This window comes from Streptomyces bungoensis, from assembly GCF_001514215.1.
GTDB lineage: Bacteria > Actinomycetota > Actinomycetes > Streptomycetales > Streptomycetaceae > Streptomyces > Streptomyces bungoensis.
Window position 1 is genome coordinate 88168 of sequence record NZ_KQ948861.1, and the last position, 24218, is coordinate 112385.

26 protein-coding genes are annotated in these 24218 nt (G+C 75.3%); 17 read left to right on the forward strand and 9 right to left on the reverse strand.

Features of this window, described 5'->3' with window-relative positions; genetic code table 11:
- The first annotated feature begins 11 nt into the window (after positions 1-11).
- The 5 genes from AQJ66_RS21955 (at position 12) to AQJ66_RS21975 (ending at position 5009) form a co-directional block, all read left to right on the forward strand.
- Positions 12-2411 (forward strand): glycoside hydrolase family 65 protein, encoded by a 2400-nt coding sequence (locus AQJ66_RS21955; protein WP_061924935.1) that lies wholly within the window; start codon positions 12-14, stop codon positions 2409-2411.
- Positions 2412-2666: 255 nt separating this feature from the next.
- Positions 2667-3332: a hemerythrin domain-containing protein gene (locus AQJ66_RS40120; protein ID WP_244162885.1), complete on the forward strand. Its 666-nt coding sequence runs from the start codon at positions 2667-2669 to the stop codon at positions 3330-3332.
- 53 nt (positions 3333-3385) lie between these two features.
- Entirely contained in the window at positions 3386-3877 is a 492-nt protein-coding gene (locus tag AQJ66_RS21965; RefSeq protein ID WP_061924938.1) for a MarR family winged helix-turn-helix transcriptional regulator, read from the forward strand.
- A gap of 53 nt (positions 3878-3930) precedes the next feature.
- Positions 3931-4305 carry a tetratricopeptide repeat protein gene (locus AQJ66_RS21970; RefSeq protein ID WP_244162886.1) on the forward strand — a complete coding sequence of 125 codons (375 nt, stop codon included), beginning with the start codon at positions 3931-3933 and terminating at the stop codon, positions 4303-4305.
- Positions 4306-4361: 56 nt separating this feature from the next.
- Entirely contained in the window at positions 4362-5009 is a 648-nt protein-coding gene (locus tag AQJ66_RS21975; RefSeq protein ID WP_061924941.1) for a peptide deformylase, read from the forward strand.
- 5 nt (positions 5010-5014) lie between these two features.
- Here AQJ66_RS21975 and AQJ66_RS21980 read toward each other — a convergent pair whose 3' ends face one another.
- On the reverse strand, positions 5015-6445 hold the full coding sequence (locus AQJ66_RS21980; RefSeq protein ID WP_061924944.1) for a dihydrolipoyl dehydrogenase family protein: 1431 nt from the start codon (positions 6443-6445) through the stop codon (positions 5015-5017).
- 142 nt (positions 6446-6587) lie between these two features.
- On the opposite strand from AQJ66_RS21980, the gene trxA reads away from it, so the two are divergent.
- Positions 6588-6962: a thioredoxin gene (gene trxA / locus AQJ66_RS21985; RefSeq protein ID WP_061924946.1), complete on the forward strand. Its 375-nt coding sequence runs from the start codon at positions 6588-6590 to the stop codon at positions 6960-6962.
- Positions 6963-6972: 10 nt separating this feature from the next.
- Here the strand turns inward: trxA and AQJ66_RS21990 are convergent, their stop codons facing one another.
- Together AQJ66_RS21990 and AQJ66_RS21995 are read right to left on the reverse strand one after the other, a co-directional pair.
- Positions 6973-8019 (reverse strand): LacI family DNA-binding transcriptional regulator, encoded by a 1047-nt coding sequence (locus AQJ66_RS21990; RefSeq protein ID WP_107119009.1) that lies wholly within the window; start codon positions 8017-8019, stop codon positions 6973-6975.
- A gap of 656 nt (positions 8020-8675) precedes the next feature.
- The gene (locus tag AQJ66_RS21995; protein WP_208611417.1) at positions 8676-9356 is read right to left on the reverse strand and encodes a TetR/AcrR family transcriptional regulator; all 681 of its coding nucleotides are present in this window, start codon (positions 9354-9356) and stop codon (positions 8676-8678) included.
- 113 nt (positions 9357-9469) lie between these two features.
- Here AQJ66_RS21995 and AQJ66_RS22000 point away from each other — a divergent pair, with 113 nt between their 5' ends.
- The 3 genes from AQJ66_RS22000 (at position 9470) to AQJ66_RS22010 (ending at position 12745) form a co-directional block, all read left to right on the forward strand.
- Complete coding sequence (locus tag AQJ66_RS22000; RefSeq protein ID WP_061924953.1) at positions 9470-10033, forward strand: NAD(P)H-dependent oxidoreductase; 564 nt, start codon at positions 9470-9472, stop codon at positions 10031-10033.
- A gap of 188 nt (positions 10034-10221) precedes the next feature.
- Positions 10222-11202, forward strand: coding sequence for an alpha/beta hydrolase fold domain-containing protein (locus AQJ66_RS22005; RefSeq protein WP_061924956.1), 981 nt, complete (start codon positions 10222-10224; stop codon positions 11200-11202).
- A gap of 115 nt (positions 11203-11317) precedes the next feature.
- Positions 11318-12745: an amidase gene (locus tag AQJ66_RS22010; protein ID WP_061924959.1), complete on the forward strand. Its 1428-nt coding sequence runs from the start codon at positions 11318-11320 to the stop codon at positions 12743-12745.
- A gap of 546 nt (positions 12746-13291) precedes the next feature.
- Here the strand turns inward: AQJ66_RS22010 and AQJ66_RS22015 are convergent.
- Both AQJ66_RS22015 and AQJ66_RS22020 read right to left on the reverse strand, forming a co-directional pair.
- Positions 13292-13720, reverse strand: a complete 429-nt coding sequence (locus tag AQJ66_RS22015; RefSeq protein WP_061924962.1) for a hypothetical protein — start codon at positions 13718-13720, stop codon at positions 13292-13294.
- Positions 13717-14436, reverse strand: a complete 720-nt coding sequence (locus AQJ66_RS22020) for a helix-turn-helix transcriptional regulator (protein WP_061924965.1) — start codon at positions 14434-14436, stop codon at positions 13717-13719. The genes AQJ66_RS22015 and AQJ66_RS22020 overlap by 4 nt, the downstream gene beginning before the upstream one ends.
- Positions 14437-14532: 96 nt before the next feature.
- Here AQJ66_RS22020 and AQJ66_RS22025 point away from each other — a divergent pair, with 96 nt between their 5' ends.
- Both AQJ66_RS22025 and AQJ66_RS22030 read left to right on the forward strand, forming a co-directional pair.
- Complete coding sequence (locus AQJ66_RS22025) at positions 14533-14955, forward strand: hypothetical protein (RefSeq protein ID WP_061924967.1); 423 nt, start codon at positions 14533-14535, stop codon at positions 14953-14955.
- A 55-nt stretch (positions 14956-15010) separates the two neighbouring features.
- Positions 15011-15457, forward strand: coding sequence for a type II toxin-antitoxin system PemK/MazF family toxin (locus AQJ66_RS22030; RefSeq protein WP_061924970.1), 447 nt, complete (start codon positions 15011-15013; stop codon positions 15455-15457).
- A 41-nt stretch (positions 15458-15498) separates the two neighbouring features.
- On the opposite strand, the gene AQJ66_RS22035 is transcribed toward AQJ66_RS22030, so the two are convergent.
- Positions 15499-16350 carry a TIGR02452 family protein gene (locus AQJ66_RS22035; protein WP_061924974.1) on the reverse strand — a complete coding sequence of 284 codons (852 nt, stop codon included), beginning with the start codon at positions 16348-16350 and terminating at the stop codon, positions 15499-15501.
- Between the two features lie 275 nt (positions 16351-16625).
- Between AQJ66_RS22035 and egtA the strand changes: the two genes are divergently transcribed.
- From egtA to egtD, 4 genes are read left to right on the forward strand one after another with little or no spacing between them, the layout of a single operon-like run.
- Positions 16626-17939, forward strand: coding sequence for an ergothioneine biosynthesis glutamate--cysteine ligase EgtA (egtA, locus tag AQJ66_RS22040; RefSeq protein ID WP_061924978.1), 1314 nt, complete (start codon positions 16626-16628; stop codon positions 17937-17939).
- Complete coding sequence (gene egtB / locus AQJ66_RS22045) at positions 17936-19270, forward strand: ergothioneine biosynthesis protein EgtB (protein WP_061924981.1); 1335 nt, start codon at positions 17936-17938, stop codon at positions 19268-19270. Before egtA ends, egtB begins: the two co-directional genes overlap by 4 nt.
- Positions 19270-20064 carry an ergothioneine biosynthesis protein EgtC gene (gene egtC / locus AQJ66_RS22050; protein WP_061924984.1) on the forward strand — a complete coding sequence of 265 codons (795 nt, stop codon included), beginning with the start codon at positions 19270-19272 and terminating at the stop codon, positions 20062-20064. The genes egtB and egtC overlap by 1 nt, the downstream gene beginning before the upstream one ends.
- On the forward strand, positions 20061-21023 hold the full coding sequence (gene egtD / locus AQJ66_RS22055) for an L-histidine N(alpha)-methyltransferase (RefSeq protein ID WP_061924987.1): 963 nt from the start codon (positions 20061-20063) through the stop codon (positions 21021-21023). The genes egtC and egtD overlap by 4 nt, the downstream gene beginning before the upstream one ends.
- A gap of 31 nt (positions 21024-21054) precedes the next feature.
- Here the strand turns inward: egtD and AQJ66_RS22060 are convergent, their stop codons facing one another.
- Positions 21055-22311 (reverse strand): extracellular solute-binding protein, encoded by a 1257-nt coding sequence (locus AQJ66_RS22060; protein ID WP_061924990.1) that lies wholly within the window; start codon positions 22309-22311, stop codon positions 21055-21057.
- Between the two features lie 215 nt (positions 22312-22526).
- On the opposite strand from AQJ66_RS22060, the gene AQJ66_RS22065 reads away from it, so the two are divergent.
- Positions 22527-22751 carry a dodecin gene (locus AQJ66_RS22065; RefSeq protein WP_061924994.1) on the forward strand — a complete coding sequence of 75 codons (225 nt, stop codon included), beginning with the start codon at positions 22527-22529 and terminating at the stop codon, positions 22749-22751.
- 31 nt (positions 22752-22782) lie between these two features.
- Here AQJ66_RS22065 and AQJ66_RS22070 read toward each other — a convergent pair whose 3' ends face one another.
- Positions 22783-23274, reverse strand: coding sequence for a phosphatase domain-containing protein (locus AQJ66_RS22070; RefSeq protein WP_061924997.1), 492 nt, complete (start codon positions 23272-23274; stop codon positions 22783-22785).
- 17 nt (positions 23275-23291) lie between these two features.
- On the reverse strand, positions 23292-23786 hold the full coding sequence (locus tag AQJ66_RS22075; RefSeq protein WP_159052599.1) for a CBS domain-containing protein: 495 nt from the start codon (positions 23784-23786) through the stop codon (positions 23292-23294).
- A gap of 193 nt (positions 23787-23979) precedes the next feature.
- On the opposite strand from AQJ66_RS22075, the gene AQJ66_RS38925 reads away from it, so the two are divergent.
- Positions 23980-24198 carry a hypothetical protein gene (locus AQJ66_RS38925; RefSeq protein WP_061925003.1) on the forward strand — a complete coding sequence of 73 codons (219 nt, stop codon included), beginning with the start codon at positions 23980-23982 and terminating at the stop codon, positions 24196-24198.
- Positions 24199-24218: the final 20 nt, after the last annotated feature.

A 24218-nucleotide genomic window follows, 5' to 3' on the forward strand; every position in this document is an offset into this window, starting at 1 on the left:
GAGGGCGGCGGATGTCGGAGTGGATGTGGCAGTGGTCGGGTTACGACCCGGCGGGCGAGCGCCTGCGGGAGGCGCTGTGCACGCTCGGCAACGGCTACTTCGCGACGCGCGGCGCCGTGCCCGAGTGCCGGGCGGGGCTGGTGCACTACCCGGGCACGTACGCGGCCGGCTGCTACAACCGCCTGGAGTCGGCCGTGGCAGGGCGGCAGGTGGTGAACGAGGACATGGTGAACCTGCCGAACTGGCTGCTGCTCCGGTTCCGTCCGCGCCGCGCCGACGGCGAGTGGGGCCCCTGGTTCTCCCCCGACACCCATACCGTGCTGGACCACCGGCACACCCTGGACCTGCGCCGCGCCACCCTGACGCGATCCTTCCGCCACCCGCACCCGCCGGGGGTGCTCGGCGTCGAGCAGACTCGCCTGGTGCACATGGGCGACCCCCATCTGGCGGCCCTCAGGACGGTGTTCACGGCCGAGGGCTGGTCCGGGGAGATCGAGATCGAGTCGTGCCTCGACGGCGAGGTGACGAACGCGGGCGTGCACCGCTACCGGGCGCTCAACCGCCACCATGTGACCCATGTGCGCACCGGGGTGCGGGAGCCGCACACCGTCTGGCTGAGCTGCCGGACCAGCACCTCGGACGTCACGGTCGCGCTGGCCGCCCGGACGACGGTGTCCGCCGGGGCGGCGCCGTCGGAGTCGGCGCCGTGCCCGGGCCGCCACCGGGCGGTGCACCGCCTGGTGGTGCCGGTGGCCCCGGGCCGGCCCGTCACCGTGGACAAGACCGTGGCGCTGCACACCTCACGGGACACGGCGATCAGCGACCCGCTCGCCGAGGCGGTCGACCGGGTGACGGCGGCGCCGGACTTCCCCACCCTGCTGGACGCCCACGCCACGGCCTGGGAACTGCTGTGGAGGCGCGCAGACCTTCGGGTGCCCGGAGAGGCCGGCCGCATCCTGCGCTTCCACCTCTTCCACGTGCTGCAGACGCTGTCCCCGCACACCGCGGACCTGGACGTCGGCGTGCCGGCCCGCGGGCTGCACGGCGAGGCGTACCGGGGCCACGTCTTCTGGGACGAGCTGTTCGTCGTGCCGTACCTCAACCTGCACTTCCCCGAGGTCTCCCGGGCGCTGCTGAACTACCGCCACCGGCGCCTGAGGCGCGCCTGCCGGGCGGCCGCCGCGGCCGGGCGGGCCGGGGCGATGTACCCGTGGCAGAGCGGCAGCGACGGCCGGGAGGAGACCCAGGAGCTGCACCTCAACCCGCGCTCGGGCAGCTGGCTGCCCGACCACTCGCGGCTCCAGCACCATGTGGGCTCGGCGATCGCCTACAACGTGTGGCAGTACTGCGAGGCGACCGGCGACACCGAGTACCTGCACACCAGGGGCGCGGAGATGCTGGTGCAGATCGCCCGGTTCTGGGCGGACCTCGCGGTCCTCGACCCGGGCACGGACCGCTACCGCATCCTCGGCGTCGTCGGCCCCGACGAGTACCACGACGGCTACCCGGGCGCCGCCCGGCCGGGCCTGGACGACAACGCGTACACCAACGTCATGGCCTCCTGGGTGCTCACCCGCACCCTGGAGCTGCTGCGCCGCCTGCCGGTGTGGCGCCGTGAGGAACTGTTCCAGCGGGTCCGGCTGGACCCGGGCGAGCTGCCGCGCTGGGAGCACGTCTCCCGGCGGCTGCGCGTGCCGTTCCACGAGGGCGTCGTCAGCCAGTTCGCGGGCTACGAGGACCTGGCCGAGCTCGACTGGGAGCGCTACCGCGCGCGCTACGACAGCATCCGGCGCCTGGACCGGATCCTGGAGGCCGAGGGCGACAGCGTCAACCGCTACAAGGCGTCCAAGCAGGCGGACGTGCTCATGCTGGGCTACCTGCTGTCCCCCGCCGAGCTGCGGGACCTGTTCCGGCGGCTCGGGTACCACCTGGACGACGAGATCTGGCGCCGCACGGTCGACTACTACCTGGGGCGCACCAGTCACGGCTCCACGCTCAGCGGGCTCGTCCACGGCCTCGTCCTCGCCCGGGCCCGGCGGGCCGAGGCGTGGAGCTACGTCCAGGAGGCGCTGGAGGCGGACATCGCCGACATCCAGGGCGGCACGACCGGCGAGGGCATCCACCTGGGGGCCATGGCCGGGACCCTCGACCTGATCCAGCGCGGCCTGACCGGGCTGGAGCCGCGCGAGGACGCCCTGTGGCTGGACCCGGTGCCGCTGCCGGCGCTCTCCGAGTACGGCTTCTCGCTGCGCTACCGCGGCCACTGGGGTGTCGAGGTGCGGCGGCGCAGCGGCCAGCTGGAGATCGGGGTGCCCGACTCGGAGGAGACCCCGATCCGCATCATGCTGGCGGACCGTGCCGTGACCATCGCCCCCGGGGAGACGTGCACGCTGGTGCTGCCGGACGCGTGAGCGCCGGGCAGGCTCTGGCCGTCCGGCGCCGGCTCAGGGCGTCCCGGGCCCGGTCCACGGTCCGGCGAGGTGGGAGACGAGGGCGTCGGGGCGCTTCCCGCAGGCGCGTATCTGCTGCCGCCCGCGCCCTCTGCCGGGAGCCCACGGCCTCGTACCCGGGCGGGCGCCTCGGTCAGGACCCGTCCCTCGCCCGGGTACTAGGGGCGCCGCAGGAGGGGTACCCGGCAGCGCCGAGACCGCGAGTGAGGAGGGATCATGGGCACCCTGACCAAGCTGACCGCGCAGGGCGCGGCGGCCAGGCCGCTGCTCGCCGGCAAGACGGCGGCCCGCGCGGCGACCACCGCTCCCGGCTGGTCCCTGCGGGTGACGCGCGCCCTGGGCGGCGAGGACGTCGTCGACGTGCTCACCCGGCAGCACCGGCAGATCAAGCTGGGCTTCCTGCGGGCCGCGCTGCCCGGTCCGTGGCGCCGCCGGAACTTCGAGCGGCTGATGCGCCTGCTCGCCGTGCACGAGGCGGCCGAGGAGGCACACGTCCACCCCGCCGCGCGCCGTGCGCTCCGGCACGGCCGCGAGCTGGCTGCGCGCCGCCGCACCGAGGAGAAGGAGGCCAAGCGACTGCTGATCGGGCTGTGGCACACCGGACCGGGCGGGGCCGGGTACCTGCGGCGCCTGAACGAGGCGCGGCGCGCGATCACCCGGCACGCCGCGCGTGAGGAGCGCGAGGAGTTCCGGGCGCTGCGCAGGGCCGTCAGCGCCGCCCGGCTGCGCATGCTGGGCGCCGAGGTCAAGCTGACCCAGGTCTACGCGCCCACCCGGCCGCACCGCTGGGTCAACAACGAGGCCACGAACAAGCTGGCCGCACCGCTCCTCGGACCGGTGGACCGGGCTCGGGACGCGATGCGCCACCGCGCGGCCTCCTGACCCTGAGGGGTCGCGGCCCGGACGCCCCGTAGTAGCCATGTACGGTACCCGGCATGAGCGGCACGGCGCCCGAGGGCGCGACCCCCGGTTTCCTGGTGTGGCGGCTGTCGATGAAGTGGCGGGTCGCCGTCGACCGGGCGGTGGCTCCGCTGGGGCTGACGCACGCCCAGTACGCGCTGGTGGCGTCGCTGTACGGCATGCAGCGCTCGGGCGAGCGGCCCAGCCAGCGGCGGCTGGCCGACCACACCGGTCTGGAGCCGCTGTACGTGTCCAAGCTGGCCCGGGGCCTGGAGTCGGCCGGGCTCCTGGAGCGGGCCAGGGATCCGCGCGATCCGCGCGCCGTCCAGCTGGCGCTCACCGAGGAGGGGCGCGCGGCCACCCGGCGGGCGATCGGCGTCGTCCAGGGACTGCTCGCCCAGCTCCTCGAGCCGCTCGGCGGACCGGACGGCGCCCGGGCCAGGGAGCTGACCCGCGACCTGACGGCCCTGCTGGACACGCCCCTGGACCCGGCGGCGGCCGGCCCTCGGGCGAGCGGCGAAGAGTAGTGGAATATTGAACTACTGCGGTTCGTTGGGGCCTGTCGAAAGGGAGGTCACCAGTGGAGACGCAGGTGCAGAGCACGTACTACGACCACACGTACTACGACCAGGGGACGCCCGCCGAGCGCTGGGAGCGCGCGCGACTGTTCTTCGACGCCCGGGACTACGCGGGCGCGGCGCGCGTGCTGGCCGGGCTGGTCCAGGAGGTGCCGGAGCAGACCGGACCCCGGCTGCTGCTGGCCCGCGCCTACTACCACTCCGCCCAACTGCGGCGTGCGGAGGCCGAGTTGCGGCTCATCGTGGAGCGGGACCCGGTGGAGCACTACGCCCGGCTGATGCTGGGCCGCACCCTCCAGCGCCAGGCGCGTCACGAGGAGGCGGAACAGCACCTGCGCATCGCCTCGGCGCTCGCGGGCGACTTCCCCGAGGAGTGACCGGAGGACCGGCCGTTCACGGCCCGCCACCGGAGGCGGCATGGCATCCTGACGCGATGGCACCTCCCCGTGAGCACGCCCCGCTGGCCGAGCGGGTCGAGGAACTCCTCGCCGCAGGCGGCCCCCTGCCCATCGTCGCGGCCGGCCGGCCGGTCCTGCGGCGCGGCGCCGAGCACTACGACGGCCAGCTCGGCCCCGCGCTGCTGGCGCGCTTCGTCGAGGCGCTGCGCGTCACCATGCACGCGGCCCCCGGCGTCGGCCTGGCCGCCCCCCAGGTCGGGATCGAGCTGAGGATCGCGGTAGTCGAGGACCCGGCGCCGGTGCCCGAGGAGGTGGCGGTGGCCCGGGGCCGGGTGCCGCAGCCGTTCCGGGTGCTGGTCAACCCGTCGTACGAACCGGTCGGCACCGCCCGCGCCGCGTTCTTCGAGGGCTGCTTGAGCGTGCCGGGCTGGCAGGCGGTGGTGGCCCGGCACGCCGAGGTGCGGCTGCGCGGGCAGGACGAGCACGGCCGCGCGCTGGACGAGGTGTTCGGCGGCTGGCCCGCCCGCATCGTGCAGCACGAGACGGACCACCTCGACGGCACCCTGTACCTCGACCGGGCCGAGCTGCGCTCCCTGTCCACGAACGAGGCGGCCGCGGCCCTGTGGGCGCAGCCGACCCCGGACGCGGCGGCCGAGCAGCTCGGCTTCGAACTGCCCCGGTAGCGGGGTCAGTTGTCGCGGTAGGCCTCCAGCAACCGCAGCCACACCTCGCTGAGCGTCGGATACGACGGGACGGCGTGCCACAGGCGGCCGAGCGGGACGCGGCCCGCGACCGCGACGGTCGCGGAGTGGATCAGTTCGCCGACGCCGGGGCCGACGAAGGTGACGCCGCGCAGGATCTCCTCCTCCAGGTCCACCACCATGCGCGCGCGGCCCTTGTAGCCGTCGCCGTACAGTCCCGCCCCGGCGACCGAGGAGAACTCGACGTCGACGGCGCGGACGCGGTGCCCGGCCTGTTCGGCCTCGGCCAGGGAGAGGCCGACGGCGGCGGCCTCGGGGTCGGTGAAGACGACCTGGGGCACGGCGTGGTGGTCGGCGGTGGCGGCGTGCGCGCCCCACGGCTCGTCCAGGACGGGGTCGCCGGCGGCGCGCGCGGCGATGGCGTTGCCCGCGACGCGCGCCTGGTACTTGCCCTGGTGGGTGAGCAGGGCCCGGTGGTTGACGTCGCCGACCGCGTACAGCCAGTCGGTGCCGGTGACGCGGAGGCTGTCGTCGACGCCCAGCCAGGAGCCGGGTTCCAGGCCGACGGTCTCCAGGCCGATGTCGCCGGTGGCCGGGACGCGGCCGGTGGCGAAGAGGATCTCGTCCCCCTCGACACGCTCGCCGCTGCCGGTGACGGCGACGACGGTGCCGTTCTCGCGGGTGAGGGACTCCACCGAGGTGCCGGTGCGCACGTCGACGCCCGCCTCGGTGAGCGCCTCGGCGACCAGTTCCCCGGCGAAGGGTTCCATGCGGCCCAGCAGGCCCTTGCCGCGCACCAGCAGGGTGACGCGGGAGCCGAGGGCCTGCCAGGCGGTGGCCATCTCGGTGGCGACGACGCCGCCGCCCACGACGATCAGCCGGCCCGGGGCCGCCTTGCCGCTGGTGGCCTCGCGGCTGGTCCAGGGCCGCACCTCGGCGAGCCCGGGGAGGTCGGGCAGCTGGGCGCGGGTTCCGGTGGCGACGGCGACGGCGTGCCGGGCGGTGAGGGTGGTGACCGTGCCGTCGGAGGCGGTCACGGTGACCGTGCGCGGGCCGGCGAGGCGGCCCTGGCCCCGGTACAGGTCGGCGCCGATGCCGTCCAGCCAGGCGACCTGGCCGTCGTCCTGCCAGTGCGAGGTGTAGTCGTCCCGGCGGGCGAACACGGCCGGTGTGTCGAGGGGGCCGCGGACGGCCTGGGCCAGGCCGGGCAGCCGTCGGGCGTCCGCCTGGGCGATGACCGGCCTGAGCAGCGCCTTGCTGGGCATGCACGCCCAGTACGAGCATTCGCCGCCGACCAGTTCGCTCTCCACGACCGCGGTGGACAGGCCGGCCGCGCGGGTGCGGTCGGCGACGTTCTCCCCCACGGGCCCGGCCCCGAGCACCACGACGTCGTACGCGATGGATTCCGTTTCCGTCATGGGCTCAGTCTGTCGGGTGGTTGCCGCGTCGGCCACATGGGTACGCGCGCGGGACACGACCGTGCGCGCGCGGAATAGGCGACCGGGTCACCGTGTTTCCGCCGTCGGCACAACCCCCACACCAGGAAGAGGGAACGACGCCATGAGCAGCACTGTGGAGCTGACCAAGGAGAACTTCGACGAGACGGTCACCGGGAACGAGTTCGTCCTCATCGACTTCTGGGCGTCCTGGTGCGGTCCGTGCCGTCAGTTCGCGCCGGTGTACGAGAAGGCCGCCGAGGAGAACCCGGACCTGGTGTTCGGCAAGGTGGACACCGAGGCCCAGCCGGAGCTGGCGCAGGCCTTCGGCATCCAGTCGATCCCCACGCTGATGATCGTGCGGGACCAGGTCGCGATCTTCGCGCAGCCGGGCGCCCTGCCCGAGGCCGCCCTCACGGACGTCATCGGCCAGGCGCGCCGGCTCGACATGGACGAGGTCCGCAAGAGCATCGCGGCCCAGGAGGGCGGCGACCGGTAGCCGCCCGCCGTCAGCTCGACGCGCGGTGCACGAGCGAGGCGCCCAGCACCTCGCGCACCTCGGGCTCGGCGCCCGGGTCGCGCACCGCGCGGTCGACCAGTTCGGCGAGGTCCCGGCCGGAGGGCAGCTCGATGCGGACGGTGCTGAGGCGGGGTCTCAGCAGCCGGCCCAGCATCAGGTCGTCGGCGCCGACCACGGCCACGTCCTCGGGGACGCGGACACCCTCGTCCTGGAGGGCGCGCATGAGCAGCATCGCGTACTCGTCGTTGTAGGCGAACACCGCGTCCAGGCTCAACCCGCGCCAGCCGGCGGCGAGTTCGGCCGCCGCCTGCTCCGTGTACGCCAGCGGCAGCACGGTCGCCGTCGCGTCCGTGCCGTGCAGGGCCCGGCGCACGCCCGCGAGCCGGGGCTCGGAGAACACCTCCAGGCCGGGCTCCTCGGGGACGACCACTCCGATGCGGCGCCGGCCGCGTGCGTACAGGTGGGCGCCGGCGCTGTGGCCGACGGCGCTGTGGTCCGTCAGCAGGGCGTGCGCGCCGTCGACGCGCTCGGGCCCCAGGGTCACCACGGCCCGGGCTCCGGCCCGCTGGAGGACGGCCACCCCGCGCGGGCCGATGTCCCCGCCGGGCACCAGGACGGCGACCGGCCGCAGTTCGGCCCAGGCCCGGGCGGCCTCGTCGCCGCGCAGGCCGACGGAGCCGTACTGCACGACGGTGTAGTCGAGCCGGCCGAGGGCCGCCTGGAGTTCACCCAGGAACCGGCTGTACAGGGGGCCCACCGGTATCGCCGGGGCGGGCATCAGGACGATGCGGCTGTGCCCGGCGCGCAGGCTGCGGGCGGCGGCGTGGGGCACGTACCCCAGTTCCTGCGCCGCCTCGTGGACCCGCCGTCGGGTCGGTTCGCTGATCCGTACGGCGCTGGTGTTGTTGAGGACGTAGGAGACGGTCGCGCGCGAGACGCCGGCCAGCCGGGCCACGTCCGCGCTCGTGGGAACCGAGTGCGGTGCGGGCGCGGGGGACGAGGGCGTGTTCGGTATCTGAACCATGACAGACCGCATCTTGGCAGAGCGGCCGGAGGCGGGGACGGGCGGGGGAACGTGGTTCATACCTGAACGAAGCGGCGGCGCCGCCGGATAGGTCCGGCGGCTATGTGCCAGTGGGGGCTGACGCCGCTCTCCAGCTGTTGAGGGCGGCACGTGAGGACGGCGCGCCAGGGCCGGGGCGCGGGGCACGCCGCCGTGAGGCGACACGGGACCGGCCGGGGACGCAAGGCACGCCACCCGCAAGGCGACACGGGGCACGGCGCCCGCAAGACGGCGCGTAACCGGCCCCGGGCGCGGGGCACGCCGCCTGCAAGACGACGCGGAACCCGCCGGCGACCCGGAGCACGCCTCGCGCAGGACGGCGCGGAACCGGCCGGGGCGCGGGGCACGCCGCAGTGAGGCGGCGCGGAGTGGCGCGGGGCACGCCGTCACGAAGAGGCGCGGGACCAGCCGGGGACCCGGAGCGGCCGGTAGCACCGGGAAGCCTGACACCGCTGCCGCGCCGACGCGGACGCGCGTGCGCCGCGGCGCGTGGCGGGCCGCCCGCGAGGCGTGGCGGAACCGGCCGGGCCGCGGCCGTGCGCGCGAGCGCGGCCCACGACGGAACCCGCTCCCCCGCGCCCCAGCGGGTCTCGCCCGCCGGGCGAACGGCGCAACCCGGCCGGCGAGGCCTAGCGCGGCGGCTCCGTGCCCGTCACGCGGGCCACCAGGTCGGTCCAGCCGGTCTCCAGGCGCTCCATGGGCATCCCGCGCTGCCGGGTCAGGTGGTGGATCAGGCCGGGGTCGAGGTACGCCATCAGCGGGTGGGACAGCAGGTCGCAGTCACCGTCGGGCAGGATCTGCCGCAGCAGCATCACGACGTGGGTGCGCAGCGCCTGGTACGCCGGGTGGGCGTAGCGGCGGGTCGGCTCGGGCTGGGCGGCCAGCTGCAGTTCCAGCTGCTCGGCGGAGCGGTACAGCACCGCGACGCCGAACGCCCGCAGCCGCTCCAGGGGCGGCGCCCCGGGGCCCAGCGGCGGGGGCCCGCCCAGGAAGTCGGCCTGCAGCTGCCTGCCGGAGTGGTCGAGCAGCGCCATCAGCAGACCGGTGCGGTCGCCGAAGCGGCGGAACACCGTGCCCTTGCCGACCTGGGCCGCCGCGGCCACCGCCTCCATCGTCACCCCGGCCACCCCGTGCTCCGCGATGAGCCGGGCGGCCGCCTCCAGCAGCCGGGCCCGGTTGCGGGCCGCGTCGGCGCGCAGGCACGGCTCGCCGGGACCCGGCTCCACCTCCAGCAGCCGAGGCGGGTCGACGGGCTCCTGGGGTTGAGGGAAGGGCGGCAGGACGCTGGACATGAAGACAGCGTAAAGCACCGGGAACAAAACTGGACCGCGGTCCGCTTGACCTGATACACCTTTGAGTGGCAACTAAACGGACCTCGGTCCGGATCGTATCGGCTATGTTTCAGGCCCCTTGGAGTACCACCATGTCTGTCCGTATCCTCGCGCTCGTCGGCAGCCTCCGCGCCGGTTCGCACAACCGCCAGCTCGCCGAGGCGGCCGTCAAGCTCGCGCCCGAGGGTGCCGAGGTCGTCCTCTTCGACGGCCTGGCCGAGGTGCCCTTCTACAACGAGGACGTCGACGTCGAGGGCAGCGTCCCGGCCGCCGCCGCCAAGCTGCGGGAGGCCGCCCAGGCCGCCGACGCCTTCCTGCTCTTCTCCCCCGAGTACAACGGCACCATCCCGGCCGTCCTGAAGAACGCCATCGACTGGCTGTCCCGCCCGTACGGCGCCGGCGCCTTCGGCGGCAAGCCCGTCGCCGTGATCGGCACCGCCTTCGGCCAGTACGGCGGCGTGTGGGCCCAGGACGACACCCGCAAGGCCGTGGGCATCGCCGGCGGCAAGGTGATCGAGGACATCAAGCTGTCCATCCCGGGCTCCGTGACCCGCTTCGCCGAGACCCATCCGGTCGACGACGCCGAGGTCGCCGCCCAGCTGACCGAGGTCGTCGCCCGGCTGCACGGCAACGTGGGCGAGGCCGCGGCCGCCTGAGCCCCGGCACAGACGCACCCGCACCACCCGGAAGGGGCCGGAGCCGCACGGCTCCGGCCCCTTCGCCGTGGTGCGGGCCGGGGACGGGCTCCCGCCGTCCGGCCGACGCGCAGGTTCGAAGGAGCCGTACGGGTCATATGTGTCGCAGGACGCGAGACCCGCGTCGCAGAAGCAGGTGAGGAGAAGCCATGCCCGAGGTCCCGCCCCCGCCTCCGTTCGATCCGGAGCTCGCCGCCGCGCTGGAGCCGGCCGGGGACGCGATCACCCCGGGACTGACGGCGGACGACATCCCCGCCGCCCGGCGGAGCGCGGGCAGTGAGCTGGCCGAGCTGTTCGACCCCACCGTGGACGGCGCCTTCGCGGCGGAGGACCGCACGGTGCCGGGCCCCGAGGGCGCCCCGGACCTCTCCGTGCTCGTCTGCCGCCCCGCCTCCGCCGGTCCCGCCGACTCGCTGCCGGTGATCTACCACATGCACGGCGGCGGCCTGATCCTCGGCACCAACCGGGCCGGCGTGGACGGCCCGCTGGCCTGGGCGCGCGAACTCGGCGCGGTCGTCGTGTCGGTCGAGTACCGGCTCGCGCCCGAACACCCGCACCCGGCGCCGATCGACGACGTGTACGCGGGCCTGCTCTGGACGGCCGGGCACGCCCGGGAGTTCGGCGGCGACCCGGACCGGATCGTCCTCGCCGGGGCCAGCGCGGGCGGCGGCCTGGCCGCCGCGCTCGCCCTCGCCCTGCGCGACCGCGAGGGCCCGCCGGCCATCGGCCAGATGCTGCTGTACCCCATGCTCGACGACCGCAACGACACCCTCTCGTGCCGGCAGATGGCGGGCGTCGGCGTCTGGGACCGCACCGCCAACGAGACCGCTTGGACGGCGCTGCTCGGCGACCGGCGGGGCGGCCCCGGCGTCTCCCCCTACGCCGCTCCCGCCCGGGCCACGGACCTGTCCGGCCTGCCCCCGGCCTTCCTCGACGTCGGCTCCGCGGAGACCTTCCGGGACGAGGCCGTCGCCTACGCCTCCCGCATCTGGGCGTGCGGCGGTGTGGCCGAGCTGCACGTCTGGCCGGGCGGCTTCCACGGGTTCGACGGCTTCGCACCCGAGGCGTCCCTGTCCCGGGCGGCCCGGGCGGCCCGCCTCGCCTGGCTGCGCAGGCTGCTGGCCGGATGAGGGCCGTCCGGGAACCTGACCGGATGTCACCGGTGCGCCCTCTGTACGAAGGCACGGGCGGTGACGTTACCGTTCGGTAGACAGCGTGCCCGAGGTTCCCGGAGGTGCTCCCGCGATGACGCCCGACCGTACCGAGAGCCTCGTCGAGTCCGCCCGCGCGCTGGCCGGCGGGGAGGTCACCTCCCGCGCGCTCGTGGAGCGGGCCCTGGCCCGGATCGAGGCCGCCCAGCCCACGCTGAACGCCTTCCGCATCGTCCGCGCCGAGGCCGCGCTCGCCGAGGCCGACGCCGCCGACCGGGAGTGGGCCGCCGGCGTACGGCGCCCGCTGCTCGGGGTGCCGGTGGCGGTGAAGGACGACATGGACGTCGCGGGCGAACCGACCGCGTTCGGCTGCCGGGGCGACTTCCCGCCGGTCGCGCGGGACGGCGAGGCGGTACGGCGGCTGCGGGCGGCCGGGGCCGTGATCGTCGGCAAGACCAACACCTGCGAGCTCGGGCAGTGGCCGTTCACCGAGGGCCCGGCGTTCGGCGAGACCCGCAACCCGTGGCACACCGGCCACACGCCGGGGGGCTCCTCCGGGGGCTCGGCCGCCGCCGTGGCCGCCGGGCTGGTCCCGGCCGCGCTGGGTTCGGACGGCGCCGGTTCGGTGCGCATCCCGGCCTCCTGGACCCATCTGATCGGCATCAAGCCGCAGCGCGGACGCATCTCGACCTGGCCGCGCGGCGAGTCCTTCCAGGGCATCACCGTCAACGGCACGCTGGCCCGCACGGTCGCCGACGCCGCCCTGCTGCTGGACGCGGCGAGCGGCAACCACGACCTGGACCCGCACCGCCCGCCCGCGCTCACGGTCGCGGACGCGGTCGGCCGCGACCCGGGCCGGCTCCGCGTCGCGCTGTCGCTGAGGCCGCCGTTCACGGCCGTACCGGCGCGGCTGTACCCGGAGGTCCGGGCCCGCGTCGTCGAACTCGCCGACCGGATCGCCGCCCTGGGGCACGACGTGGAGGAGGCCGACCCGCCCTACGGCCGGATCGGGCTGACCTTCGTCCCGCGCGCCACCGCCGGGATCGCCGAGTGGGCCCGCGAGGTCCCCGACCCGGCGCTCCTCGATCCGCGCACCCGGGAGGCGGCCCGGCTGGGCCGGCTGCTCGCCGGCGCCCCGCTGCGGGCGGCGCGGCGCGCCGAGGCGGTCCTGCAGCGGCGCATCGGCGCGTTCTTCGACTCGTACGACGTGATCCTCGCCCCGACGACCGCCGCTCCCCCGCCCGCGATCGGCGCCCTGCACCGGCTGGGCGGCGCGGCCACCGACCGCGCCATCATCGCCGCGTGCCCGTACGCCTGGCCGTGGAACGTCCTGGGCTGGCCGGGCGTCAACGTCCCCGCCGGCTTCGTCGGCGACGGCCTCCCCGTGGGCGCCCAGCTCCTCGGCCCCGCCCACAGCGAGCCACTGCTGGTCTCACTCGCCGCCCAACTGGAGTCCGAACTGCGCTGGCACGAGCACTGGCCACCACCACACCGGACGGACGTGCCGTCCCCGGCGGTGTGAACGGTCACCTGCGGCCTGGGAAGGCCGGGCTCACGCCGTCGGCAGACCGGACGGCCGGGCGGGACGACCGTCGACCGCGCCACGGCCGCCCGGCCTCGGCCGGTGAAGCGAAGCGCTGCTCGTCTCACTCGCCGCGCGACCGGAGGCCGAAGCACGCCGGCACGAGCCACCGCACCCGGCGGACGCGCCGGCCCCGGGGAAGCGAGCCCGCACCCAGGAGCCGGGGTCATGCCGTCAGCGGGCCGAGCGGCCGGGCGGCCAGGCGGGGCGCCTGCCGAGTGCGCCGCGTTCGTCCGGCCGCGGCCGGAAAGCGGACCGCTGCCGGTTTCGCTCGCCGCTCGACCGGAGGCCGGACTGCGCCGGCACGAGCGGTGGCCACCACCGCACCCGGCGCACGTGCGAACCCCGGCGGCGTGAGCCGGCACCTGGGGGGTCGGGGTCACGCCCAGGGCGGACCGAGCCGCCGGGGGCGCGACGGCTCCCGGCCGCGCCGCCCGGCCGCTGAACGTCGTTGCCGGCACGAGCACCTGTGGCCGGAGGCCGGGGTCACGCCGTGAGCAGGCCGATCCCCAACGCGATGAGGACCACGACCTTGGCCAGCTCCAGCGCCACGTACCAGAGGTGGCCGCGGGAGCGGGGCAGGTCCTCGCCGGCGAGGACCCGGTCCGACCTGCGGTTGAGACGGGGGCGGACCACGGTCAGCTGGACGGCGAGCAGCACGGCGACGGCCGCCGTGAGCCCGGTGATCCCGGCCGGGGGGCCGCCCACGGCGACCGCGACGACCACGACGGCGGCCAGGGCGGCCTCGACCGCGTTCAGCGCGCGGAACACCAGGCGGCCGATGCCCAGCCCGATGGGTATGGTCACGCCCGGCGCGCGGAACTTCAGCGGCGCCTCCAGGAAGGAGATCGCCAGCACCATTCCGAGCCAGACGAAGACGATCGCGCTCGCGGTGGCGGCCGGGACGGTGTTCATCGGGTTCGCCTTTCTGTGCCGCGCGGTGGGGCGGCGGTCGGGAGCCGGTCGGCGGGAGGCCCGGCCAGGTGGGCCAGGCAGGAGTCGGGTTCGGCGAAGGGCTCCAGGCCGGTGGCCGTCAGCGGCGCGCCGAGCCCGTCCAGGGCGCCCCGCATCAGGCCGAGGTGCAGTGGGCACACCAACGCACCGTGCTCCTCGGCGAGTTCCAGGAAGGGGCAGTGCCGCAGCCGGATCCGGCTCGGCGGGCCGCCCGCCGGATCCGCGCCCTCGGGTGCGGGGGCGAAACCCAGGTCGTCCAGCAGGGCGACGAGCCGGTCCGCCGAGCGCTCGGCCGTCGGCGGTACGGACGGCGGCAGCGGGTCCACCAGGTAGCGGCCCCAGGCGCGGCCGGCCTGCTCGGCCTCCGCGCGCGCCTCGGCCGGGTCGGCGGACGCCCACCGGCTGAGCAGCATCCGCGCCAGCAACTGGTAGCCGCGTACACCCCCGCGGTCCATGCCGCGGTGCGCGGCGTACACGGTGCGCGGCCGGCCGGGCCCCGAGGGCGCGGCGAGGCTGCGCTCGACGAGGCCGTCGGCCACCAGGGCGTCCAGGTGGAAGCGCACGGTGTTGGGGTGGACGCCCAGCCGCTCGGCCGTCTCGGCGACCCCGAGCGGCTCCGGAGCGGCCCGCAGCACCTCCAGCACCTCTTGGCGGCGCGGGCTCTCCCGCGTGGTCAAGCCGGATCACCCCTCTCACCTGGGCAGATTTTTCACCGGTTGGAACTGTAGTAATTGTAGGGTGGTCAGCAGGAGCCGAGGAACGAGGGGTATCCCATGACGTCGTCGTCCGCGAGCGGGAGCGGGCCGGACGGTCCGGCCGGACCGGACCCGCGCGTCCTGTGCGACACCCGGGCGCTGGCCGGGGCGCCGCCGGTCCCGGCCGGCGCGCTGTGGAAGCTGGCCGAGAGCGGGCGCCAGCTCGACGCCAACGTGATCCGGCTCGCCCCGGGCGGGCGCATCGCGACCCACACCGAACCGCTGCTGGACGTGCTGCTCCTGGTGGTCGCCGGGGACGGGGTGCTCGGCAAGGGCGCGTCGCAGGAGCCGGAGGCGCTCACCGAGGGCAGCCTGCTGTGGCTGCCGCACGGCTCCACCCGCAGCATCACCGCGGGTGACTCGGGCCTGGCCTACTTGACGGTGCACCGCCGCCGCCCCGGTATGCAGATCCCCTCGTACGCCGGGACCTCACCGGCGTAACCGGCCGGGACGGGGCGCCCGTTGCCGTCCCGGGCCGGACCACTAGGGTGCCTGCGTGAGCACAGTCACCGATGAGAACGTCCCGGGCCGCCACGGCCCCCACGCCACCACCGAGGCCGACCCGCGCCAGGTCGGCCGGGTGCGCACCGAGTACTCCCCCGCCCACGACGGCGACCCGGACCCGGGTGAGATCGTGTGGACGTGGGTGCCGTTCGAGGAGAACGACGGGCGGGGCAAGGACCGACCCGTGCTGGTCGTCGCCCGCGAGGCGGCGGGCACCTTCCTCGCCGTCCAGTTGTCCAGCAAGCGGCACGACGGCGACCGGGAGTGGGTCGCCATAGGCAGCGGGCCCTGGGACCGGACGGGGCGCGACTCCTGGGTGGACGTGGACCGTGTGCTGCGGCTGCACGAGGACGGCATGCGCCGGGAGGCCTGCGCACTGGACCGGATGCGGTTCAACCTCGTCCGGCAGCGGCTCCACGAGCGCTACGGCTGGACCTGAGCGTCACCGCCCCGCGTACGGGTTACCGCCCGGCGTGAGCCTCACCTCTCGGCATGAGCGGCTGACACCGACCCGTACCCACCGCCCGCGAACGCCTGTACGAATGCCTCCCGGATTACCGCGTCCGGCGTGCGGTCCAGCACGCCGAACACCACGTGTGCGAACGTCCGCGCGAACCTTCCGCCGGGTCCGAGGAGCCCCCGGAAGGCGCCCGCGACCTGAGCCGGGTCGTTCCGGAAGACACCGCAGCCCCAGGCGCCCAGCACCAGCCGGCGGTAGCCCTGCGCGGCGGCGGCCTCCAGGACCCGCTCGGCCCGCCGGGCGAGGGCGGCCGGGAGTTCGCCCGCACGCTCGGGCGCGGTGCGCCGTACGACGCCCGCGTTGGGGGCGGCCGCCGTCAGGAAGCCCGCGAGGTACGGCTCCGGCAGCAGCCCGCCCCGGTCGTCGCCGAACACCGGCACGGCCGGGCTGTGAATCACCCGATCGGAGTAGAACGGGTCCCGGTGTGCGCGGTGGTGGTCGTAGAAGCCGCGGGCCTCGAGGAGGCAGGTGTACAGCGCGGAGGCCCGGCACAGGGCCTCCTCCTGGGCCTGCGCGCCGTTCAGATAACCCCCGCCGGGATTGCGGGCCGAGGCGAAGTTCAGCACCGCGACCGGCGCGCCGGCCAGCCGCCGGGCGGCCTCCAGGCTGCTCTCGCCGGTGACCTCGACGACGGTCTCCGCCTCCCGGGCCTCCGGCACCGGCACCGGCTCGGGGCCGTACATCCGCGTGCCCGCCCGGGCGGCCGCGAGAGCGGCCCCCAGGGACACCGTCCGGCCGTCCGGCGCGCGGTACGCGCCCGCCGCCACGATCTCCTCGGTCCGCGCCGCGATCCCGCGCAGGCGCGCGCTCATGGCGCCACCCCCGTGGACGCCATGAGCGCGGCCCGCGCGGTCTCCCCCGTCGTGCTCATGCACGCATCCTGGGTGATCCTGGGATGCGGTGCAACGGAGTTTCCGGGGACCGAAGCGGCCGGAAACGCGGAAGGGAACGGAGGTTACCGATCCGGGACGTCCCCCTGGGCACTCTTGTGCGATTCGGCGCGAGGGTCTTGGGTGGGACGAGTGCCGCCCCGGCTCACCGAACGCCGGGCTGCGGCGACATGGTGGAATCTCAGGAGGATCCCGACATGTCCGATTCCTATAGCGATGGTGGCGACTGTACGGAGCACCGCACCGCCGTCACCGAGGCCGAGGTGGAGGCCCTGGTCCGGGGCATCTGCTTCAAGACGGGCCCGCCCCGCACCGTCGGGGTCGAGGTGGAATGGCTCGTCCACGAGCTGCGCCGGCCGCAGCTCCCCGTGACACCCGAACGACTGGAAGCGGCCTACGCGGCACTGCGCACCGTGCCGCTGCGCTCGCCGCTCACCGTCGAACCCGGCGGCCAGCTGGAGCTGAGCTCGCCGCCCGCCGCCTCCCTCATGGAGTGCGTCGGCACCGTCTCCGCCGACCTGGACGCCGTCCGCGCGGTCCTCGCTGGGCACGGTCTGGAACTCTCCGGCGTCGGCCACGACCCCTGGCACGCACCCCGCCGGTTCCTGCGCGAACCGCGCTACGACGCCATGGAGGCCTGTCTCGACCGCACCGGCACGGCCGGCCGGCACATGATGTGCGCCTCGGCCTCCGTCCAGGTGTGCCTGGACGCCGGACACGAGGAGCCGGGCCCGCTCGGGTACGAGCGGCGCTGGTGGCTGGCGCACCACCTGGGCGCGGTCCTGGTGGCCGCGTTCGCCAACTCCCCGCTGGTGGACGGGCGGCCCACGGGCTGGAAGTCCGCGCGGCAGCTGATGTGGACGCGGATCGGCGCCGGCCGGGCGGGCGCTCCCCCGCCGGGCGGGGAGCCGCGGGCGGCCTGGGCCCGGCACGTGCTGGAGGCGCCGGTGATGTGCGTCCGGCGCGACGGCGGCCCCTGGCACGTGCCCGAGGGCCTGCCCTTCCGCGAGTGGATCCGCACCCGGGCGCCCCGGCCGCCCACCCGGGAGGATCTCGGCTACCACCTGACCACCCTGTTCCCGCCGGTCCGCCCGCGCGGCCACCTGGAGCTGCGCATGATCGACGCGCAGCCCGGCGAGGACGGCTGGATCGTGCCGCTCGCGGTGACCGCGGCGCTGTTCGACGACCCGGAGGCCGCCGAGTCCGCGCACCGGGCGGTGAAACCGCTCGCCGAGCGGGCCCTGAAGCTGCCGGCCCCGCACAACCCGCTGTGGATCGAAGCGGCCCGGCGGGGGCTCGCCGACCCCGAGCTGCGGGACGCGGCCGTCGCCTGCTTCGCGGCGGCGCTCGAGGCCCTGCCCCGGCTCGGTGCGACGTCCGCGGTCCTCGACGCCGTCGCGGAGTACGCCGACCGCCATGTCACACGGGGCCGCTGCCCGGCCGACGACCTGCTCGACCGCGTGGACGGCACGCGAGCGCGCGCCCACGCGAGGAAGGACTTCCCCACATGACCGTCCCGGAGACCGACACCGAGACCGAGACCGACACCGAGTCCCTGCGCGAGCGGGCGCTGGCCTCCCTCACCACCGCCCGCGCGCGCACGACCCTCCTGACGACGTGCGTCGAGGACGCCGACCTCACCGCCCAGCACTCCCCGCTGATGTCCCCGCTGGTCTGGGACCTCGCGCACATCGGCAACCAGGAGGAGCAGTGGCTGCTGCGGGCGGTCGGCGGCCGGGAGGCGATGCGGCCGGAGATCGACAGCCTGTACGACGCCTTCGAGCACCCGCGGTCCGAGCGCCCCTCGCTGCCGCTGCTGCCGCCCGCCGAGGCCCGCCGCTACGCCGCCGACGTGCGCGGCCGGGCCCTGGACCTGCTGGAGGCGGCGGACTTCCACGGCACCCGGCTGACCGAGGCGGGGTTCGCCTTCGGGATGATCGCGCAGCACGAACAGCAGCACGACGAGACGATGCTGATCACCCATCAGCTGCGCACCGGTCCGCAGGCCCTGACCGCCCCGGACCCGGAACCCCGGCCCCTGTTCACCGGCCCCGCCGAAGTCCTGGTCCCCGGTGGCCCGTTCACCATGGGCACCTCGGACGAGCCGTGGGCGCTGGACAACGAACGCCCGGCGCACCCGGTGGAGGTGGCACCGTTCTGGATCGACACCACCCCGGTGACGAACGCGGCGTACCAGGCGTTCATCGAGGACGGCGGCTACGGCACCGAGCGCTGGTGGACGCCGGAGGGCTGGGCGCACGTGCGGCGGCACTCGCTGACCGCCCCGCTGTTCTGGCGGCGGGACGGCGGCCAGTGGCTGCGGCGCCGCTTCGGGGTCACCGAGGCCGTCCCGCCCGACGAGCCGGTGCTGCACGTGTGCTGGTACGAGGCGGACGCCTACGCCCGCTGGGCCGGGCGCCGGCTGCCCACCGAGGCGGAGTGGGAGAAGGCCGCCCGCCACGACCCGGCCACCGGCCGCTCCACCCGCTACCCGTGGGGCGACGCCGACCCGGCGCCCGAGCACGCCAACCTGGGCCAGCGGCACCTCAGGCCCGCGCCCGCCGGCAGCTACCCGGCCGGTGCGTCCCCGCTGGGCGTGCGGCAGTTGATCGGCGACGTGTGGGAGTGGACGGCGAGCGACTTCCTGCCGTACCCGGGCTTCACCGCGTTCCCGTACAAGGAGTACTCGGAGGTGTTCTTCGGCCCCGGCTACAAGGTGCTGCGCGGCGGTTCGTTCGCCGTGGACCCGGTGGCCTGCCGGGGCACGTTCCGCAACTGGGACCACCCGGTCCGCCGGCAGATCTTCTCCGGGTTCCGCACCGCGCGTTCGGAGGCCGTCTGATGTGCCGTCATGTGGCCTATCTCGGACCCGAGGTGCCGCTGGGCCGGGTGCTGACGGAACCGGAGCACAGCCTGTTCCGGCAGTCGTGGGCGCCGCGCGGCCAGCGGTACGGGACGGTGAACGCCGACGGCTTCGGGGTGGGCTGGTACGCCCCGGACGACCCGGTGCCGGCCCGCTACCGGCGGGCCGGGCCCATCTGGGCGGACCTGTCCCTCACCGACCTCGCCCGGGTGGTGCGCTCCGGCGCCGTGCTCGGCGCCGTGCGCGACGCGACCCTGTCGGGCGCGGACGCCGAGGCCGCGGCGGCGCCCTTCACCGCCGGGCGGTGGCTGTTCAGCCACAACGGCGCGATCGGCGGCTGGCCGGACTCGGTGGCGGCGCTGGTGTCCGCGCTGCCCCCGGTCGAGTTGCTGTCGATGGAGGCGCGCACCGACTCGGCGTTCGTCTGGGCGCTGGTCCTGCACCGGCTGCGCTGCGGCGACGAGCCGGAACAGGCCCTCGGAGAAACGGTTCGCCAGCTGGCCGCGGCCGCCCCCGCCTCCCGCCTCAACCTGCTGCTGACCGACGGCGCCACCGTCACCGCCACCGCCTGGGGCGACAGCCTCTGGTACCGCACGGAGCCCGGCCTCGCCACGGTCGTCGCCTCCGAGCCGTACGACGACGACCCCCTCTGGCGGGAGGCCCCCGACCGCACCGTGCTCACCGCGACCCGCGCCGGCGTCCTGCTCGCCCCACTGGGCGAACCGGCGCCCTCCCCCACTGCCGACTCCGCACCGAAGGAGCCCTGCACGTGAGTCCCCTGCACGTCACCCGCACCCTCCCCGAGGACGCCACGGGCGCCGCGCTGCGCTCCGACGTCCTGCACGGCCTCACCGACACCCCCAAGTGGCTGCCGCCGAAGTGGTTCTACGACGCGCGCGGCAGCGAGCTGTTCGAGCGGATCACGGAGCTGCCCGAGTACTACCCCACCCGCGCGGAACGGGAGATCCTCGCCTCCCGCAGCGGGGAGATCGCCGCCGCGAGCGGGGCCCGCACCCTGGTGGAACTGGGCTCCGGCTCCTCGGAGAAGACCCGCCACCTGCTCGACGCGCTCACCTCGCTGCGGGCCTACGTACCGGTCGACGTCAGCGAGAGCGCCCTCACCCAGGCCGGGCAGGCGATCGTCGAGGAGCGGCCGGAGCTGGCGGTGCACGCGCTGATCGCCGACTTCACCGCCCCGCTGGCCCTGCCCCGCACGCCCGGACCCCGGCTGGTGGCGTTCCTCGGCGGCACGATCGGCAACCTGCTGCCCGCCGAGCGGGCGAAGTTCCTGGCGTCCGTGCGCGGTCTGCTGGAGCCGGGCGACGGCCTGCTGCTGGGCACGGACCTGGTCAAGGACGAGCGGGTGCTGGTCCGGGCGTACGACGACGCGGCCGGGGTGACGGCCGCGTTCAACAAGAACGTCCTGGCCGTCGTCGACCGGGAGCTGGGCGCCGACTTCGACCCGGACGCCTTCGACCACGTGGCGCTCTGGGACGCGGAGCGGGAGTGGATCGAGATGCGGCTGCGCTCCCGTACCGCGCAGACCGTCAAGGTGCCCGCGCTGGACCTCGCCGTGGACTTCGCGGCGGGCGAGGAGCTGCGCACCGAGGTGTCGGCGAAGTTCCGCAAGGAGGGCGTGACCGCGGAACTGGCAGCCGTGGGGCTGGAGTTGACCCACTGGTGGACGGACGCCGAGGACCGGTTCGCGCTGTCGCTGAGCGTGGCGGGGTGAGTCGCGGCGGAGTGCGTCGCGGCGGGGCGGCTCACCCCAGGTCCGGGGTGAGCTCCTCGGTGATCCTGCGGGCGGCGCGGCGGGCCTCGGCCCGCGGGTCCGCGCCGCGCAGCACCCTGGTCATGTAGCCCTTGATCGGGTTGTCGGCCTCGACGGCGGCCCACTCGGGGGTGTTGGGGGTCGCCCGGCCGTGGGCGGCGCCGGCCGCCATGGCGGCGACCCCCTCCTCGCCCGCGACCGCGCCGGCCAGCGTGGTCTTGTTGGGCACGTAGTTCATGGTGCGGGCGAGGTCGGTGTCCCACTTGGCGCCGGCGAGCGCGCCGACGACGGCGGTCGCGGCGAACTGGTCGTCGGTGTTCCGCGGGACAACGAGGTCGGAGCCGCCGGTGAAGACGGTCCCGGGCCGGGCGGCGGCCTTGCCGGGCACCGGGAAGAAGCCCAGCTTGCCCTTCAGGCCGGGGTTCTGGCGGACGATCGAGTCGGCGAGGCCGGGCACGGCGACGATCTGGGCCACCTCGCCGCCCGCGAACACCCCGGCCTGGGGCGGGTGTTCCTCGTCGGCGTCGACGGGCCCGTGGCCGAGCGCCTGGAGCCGCCGGTAGAAGTCCATCCCGCGCAGCGCGGCCGGGGTGTCCAGGGCGCCGTGCCACGCGTAGTCGCGCCGCACGGCGAGCTCGCCGCCCTCGTCCCAGACGAAGCCGGCGAGGGTGTACCAGTCCTGTCCGGCGAGGTAGATGCCCTGGTCGCCGCCGGAGTTGAGCTTCTCCGTGTCCGCGAGCCACTGCGCGCGGGTCTTCGGCGGGTCGGTGATGCCGGCGCCGGCGAAGAGGTCCTTGCGGTAGATGACGACCCGGCTGGCCGCGTACCAGGGCACGCCGTACTGCGTGGTGCCGTCCCTGCCCGGTTCGGCGAGGCCGCGCAGCCAGTCCTCCTTGCCCCAGTCGCGCATCGACTCCAGCGTGAGGTCGGCGAGCCGGCCGTCCTCGACGTACAGCGGGACCTGGGTGTTGCCCACCTCGATGACGTCGGGGGTGTCCCCGGCGTCGCTCCTGAGCGCCGCGCGGACCTTGTCCACGATGCCGGTCCACTGCTGGATGCGGATGTCCAGGCGCAGGTCCGGGTGGGTGCGCTCGAAGTCCTCGGTGAAGCGGCGCAGGAAGTCCTGCGAGGCGCTGTCCTTCATCAGCCACACGGTGACGGTGTGCCGGTCGTGGCCGCCGGGCAGGAGGCCGCAGCCGCTGACGAGGGAGCCGGTCACGCAGAGAAGAGCGAGCAGACGAGGTCTCACGAGGGGTCCTGTTCTGTCTGGCCTGGCGGTGCGGACAGGGGAGCGGGCCCGACGTGGGGGGACGAACACGAGGGTTCGTACGGGTGTGCTGATTTTGGTATGGACCAATGCGTTGGTCAAGCGCTACCGGGGGGTACGGCCGACGCCTCGCGCGCCGGGCGGGGATGGGGGACGGTGGAGTGAGCCGTGACGCGTGTCCGGAGAGGAGCACCCGCATGACGAACCACACCTACCGGGTCACCGAGATCGTCGGCACCTCGCACGAGGGCGTCGACCAGGCCATCCGCAACGGCATCGCACGCGCCCAGCAGACCCTGCGCAACCTCGACTGGTTCGAGGTGACCCAGGTCCGCGGCCAGCTCGAGGACGGGCGGATCGAGCACTACCAGGTCGGCCTGAAGGTGGGCTTCCGCATCGAGGACACCGAGCAGGAATCCTGAGGACGGGTGCTGAGGACGGGTCTCGCGGCCGTCAGGTGCGCCCCTCGCGCTCCTGGGCGTCCTCGAGCGCCGCGGACCGCTCGGCCCAGCGGGCCCGCACGACGGTGAATCCGGCGCGCTCGGCGTCGTCGCACACGAGGTCGTCGTCGTCGACGAGCACCCGGACCTCGCGGGTGCCGGCGAGGCGGCGCAGGATCGCCAGCTTGGTGAACCGCGCGGGCCTGCGGTCGGCGTCGCGCCGCATGTGGAGCGGCCCCTCCGGCAGCCCGTGGGCGGCGAGCCAGTCCACGGTGTCGCGCCGGCACCGCTCGGGCCGCCCGGTGAGGTACACGACGTCGCACGCGCGCGCCTGCTCCAGGGCGAGGGCCACCCCCTCGGCGAGCGGGGGGTCCGCCGGCGCGGCGGCGAAGAACGCGTCCCAGTTCCGGGGCCGTTCCGCCAGGAAATGCTGGCGGTGGGCTGTGTCGGCCAGGGTGTTGTCGAGGTCGAAGACGGCGACCGGACGCTCACGGGTGTCTGCCACCCGGCCACGGTAGCGAACTAGGGGATGGGGATGCCGTGTTCCCGAGTGGAGCGGTGCGGTGGCAGGCCGGGCAGGGTGGCCCGGGCGGGGCCCTGGCCGGCGGGTTCGGCGTGGGCGCGCAGCCCGGCGGCCGCGGCGACGTAGTCCCGGGCCGTGAGCAGCCCGACCAGGCGTCCGTGCCGGTCGGTGACCGGCAGGGCGTCGAGGCGTTCCGCCGTCATCACGGCCGCCGCGCGCACGGCCGCGTCCTCGGGGTGCGCGGTGACGGTCCGGCGGGCGTGCACGAGCGCGCGCACCTTGCGGCGCGACAGCGCCGTGGCGGCGGCCGCGCAGACCGCGGCGAGTTCGGCGCGCTCCAGGAGCCCGGCGCAGCAGCCGTCCCCGCGGACCACGGGGAGCTGCTGCTGCCCGGTCCGCTCCATGACCTCCCAGGCCATCAGCACGCTCTCGTCCTCACTGATCGAGTAGGGAGCGGCGTTCATCAGACCGCGTACTGTGGGTCGCTCGTCCACGTCTGCCTCCTCGTGCCGGGCCTCCGCCTTCCACGCTCACCCGGCGGCGGCGCGCCGTCACGGGGCCGCACGGCCCCCTCGCCGGCCGTTGGCCCCAGGGCGGGCGGGGGCCGCGGGTGCCGTTCGGCCCCATCGGAACGGGTATGCGGACAGTGACGCCGGCAGGGCGACGGAACGCGGACGGAGTCGGACGATGAGCAGGCGCAAGCGCACCCGGGGCGGCGGGCGGGCCGAGACCGCCCGGTGCGGCGCCCCCCTGCCGTCGACGCGGAAGGCGCGGCAGCGGGCCGCCCGGCCGGCGGCCGGTTCGGTGCACCTGCGGGCCCGGGGCGCCGCCGGCGACTGGATGCTGCTGCCCGACGGCACGTGGCGGCACGTCGAGACCATCCGGGTGCGGAGCCTGTTCGGCTGAGGAGCCGCTCCCCGCGCCGG

Bases quoted from the DNA above. Each gene is read 5' to 3' on its own strand.
- AQJ66_RS21965 (WP_061924938.1), top strand. From the start codon at position 3,386: ATGAGCGGCACGGCGCCCGAGGGCGCGACCCCCGGTTTCCTGGTGTGG.
- egtC (WP_061924984.1), top strand. From the start codon at position 19,270: ATGTGCCGTCATGTGGCCTATCTCGGACCCGAGGTGCCGCTGGGCCGG.
- AQJ66_RS22065 (WP_061924994.1), top strand. From the start codon at position 22,527: ATGACGAACCACACCTACCGGGTCACCGAGATCGTCGGCACCTCGCAC.
- AQJ66_RS22005 (WP_061924956.1), top strand. From the start codon at position 10,222: ATGCCCGAGGTCCCGCCCCCGCCTCCGTTCGATCCGGAGCTCGCCGCC.
- AQJ66_RS22015 (WP_061924962.1), bottom strand. From the start codon at position 13,720: ATGAACACCGTCCCGGCCGCCACCGCGAGCGCGATCGTCTTCGTCTGG.
- AQJ66_RS22000 (WP_061924953.1), top strand. From the start codon at position 9,470: ATGTCTGTCCGTATCCTCGCGCTCGTCGGCAGCCTCCGCGCCGGTTCG.
- egtB (WP_061924981.1), top strand. From the start codon at position 17,936: ATGACCGTCCCGGAGACCGACACCGAGACCGAGACCGACACCGAGTCC.
- AQJ66_RS22025 (WP_061924967.1), top strand. From the start codon at position 14,533: ATGACGTCGTCGTCCGCGAGCGGGAGCGGGCCGGACGGTCCGGCCGGA.
- AQJ66_RS40120 (WP_244162885.1), top strand. From the start codon at position 2,667: ATGGGCACCCTGACCAAGCTGACCGCGCAGGGCGCGGCGGCCAGGCCG.
- egtA (WP_061924978.1), top strand. From the start codon at position 16,626: ATGTCCGATTCCTATAGCGATGGTGGCGACTGTACGGAGCACCGCACC.
- AQJ66_RS22010 (WP_061924959.1), top strand. From the start codon at position 11,318: ATGACGCCCGACCGTACCGAGAGCCTCGTCGAGTCCGCCCGCGCGCTG.
- AQJ66_RS21980 (WP_061924944.1), bottom strand. From the start codon at position 6,445: ATGACGGAAACGGAATCCATCGCGTACGACGTCGTGGTGCTCGGGGCC.
- AQJ66_RS21990 (WP_107119009.1), bottom strand. From the start codon at position 8,019: ATGCGGTCTGTCATGGTTCAGATACCGAACACGCCCTCGTCCCCCGCG.
- AQJ66_RS21975 (WP_061924941.1), top strand. From the start codon at position 4,362: ATGGCACCTCCCCGTGAGCACGCCCCGCTGGCCGAGCGGGTCGAGGAA.
- AQJ66_RS21955 (WP_061924935.1), top strand. From the start codon at position 12: ATGTCGGAGTGGATGTGGCAGTGGTCGGGTTACGACCCGGCGGGCGAG.
- trxA (WP_061924946.1), top strand. From the start codon at position 6,588: ATGAGCAGCACTGTGGAGCTGACCAAGGAGAACTTCGACGAGACGGTC.
- AQJ66_RS38925 (WP_061925003.1), top strand. From the start codon at position 23,980: ATGAGCAGGCGCAAGCGCACCCGGGGCGGCGGGCGGGCCGAGACCGCC.
- AQJ66_RS22035 (WP_061924974.1), bottom strand. From the start codon at position 16,350: ATGAGCGCGCGCCTGCGCGGGATCGCGGCGCGGACCGAGGAGATCGTG.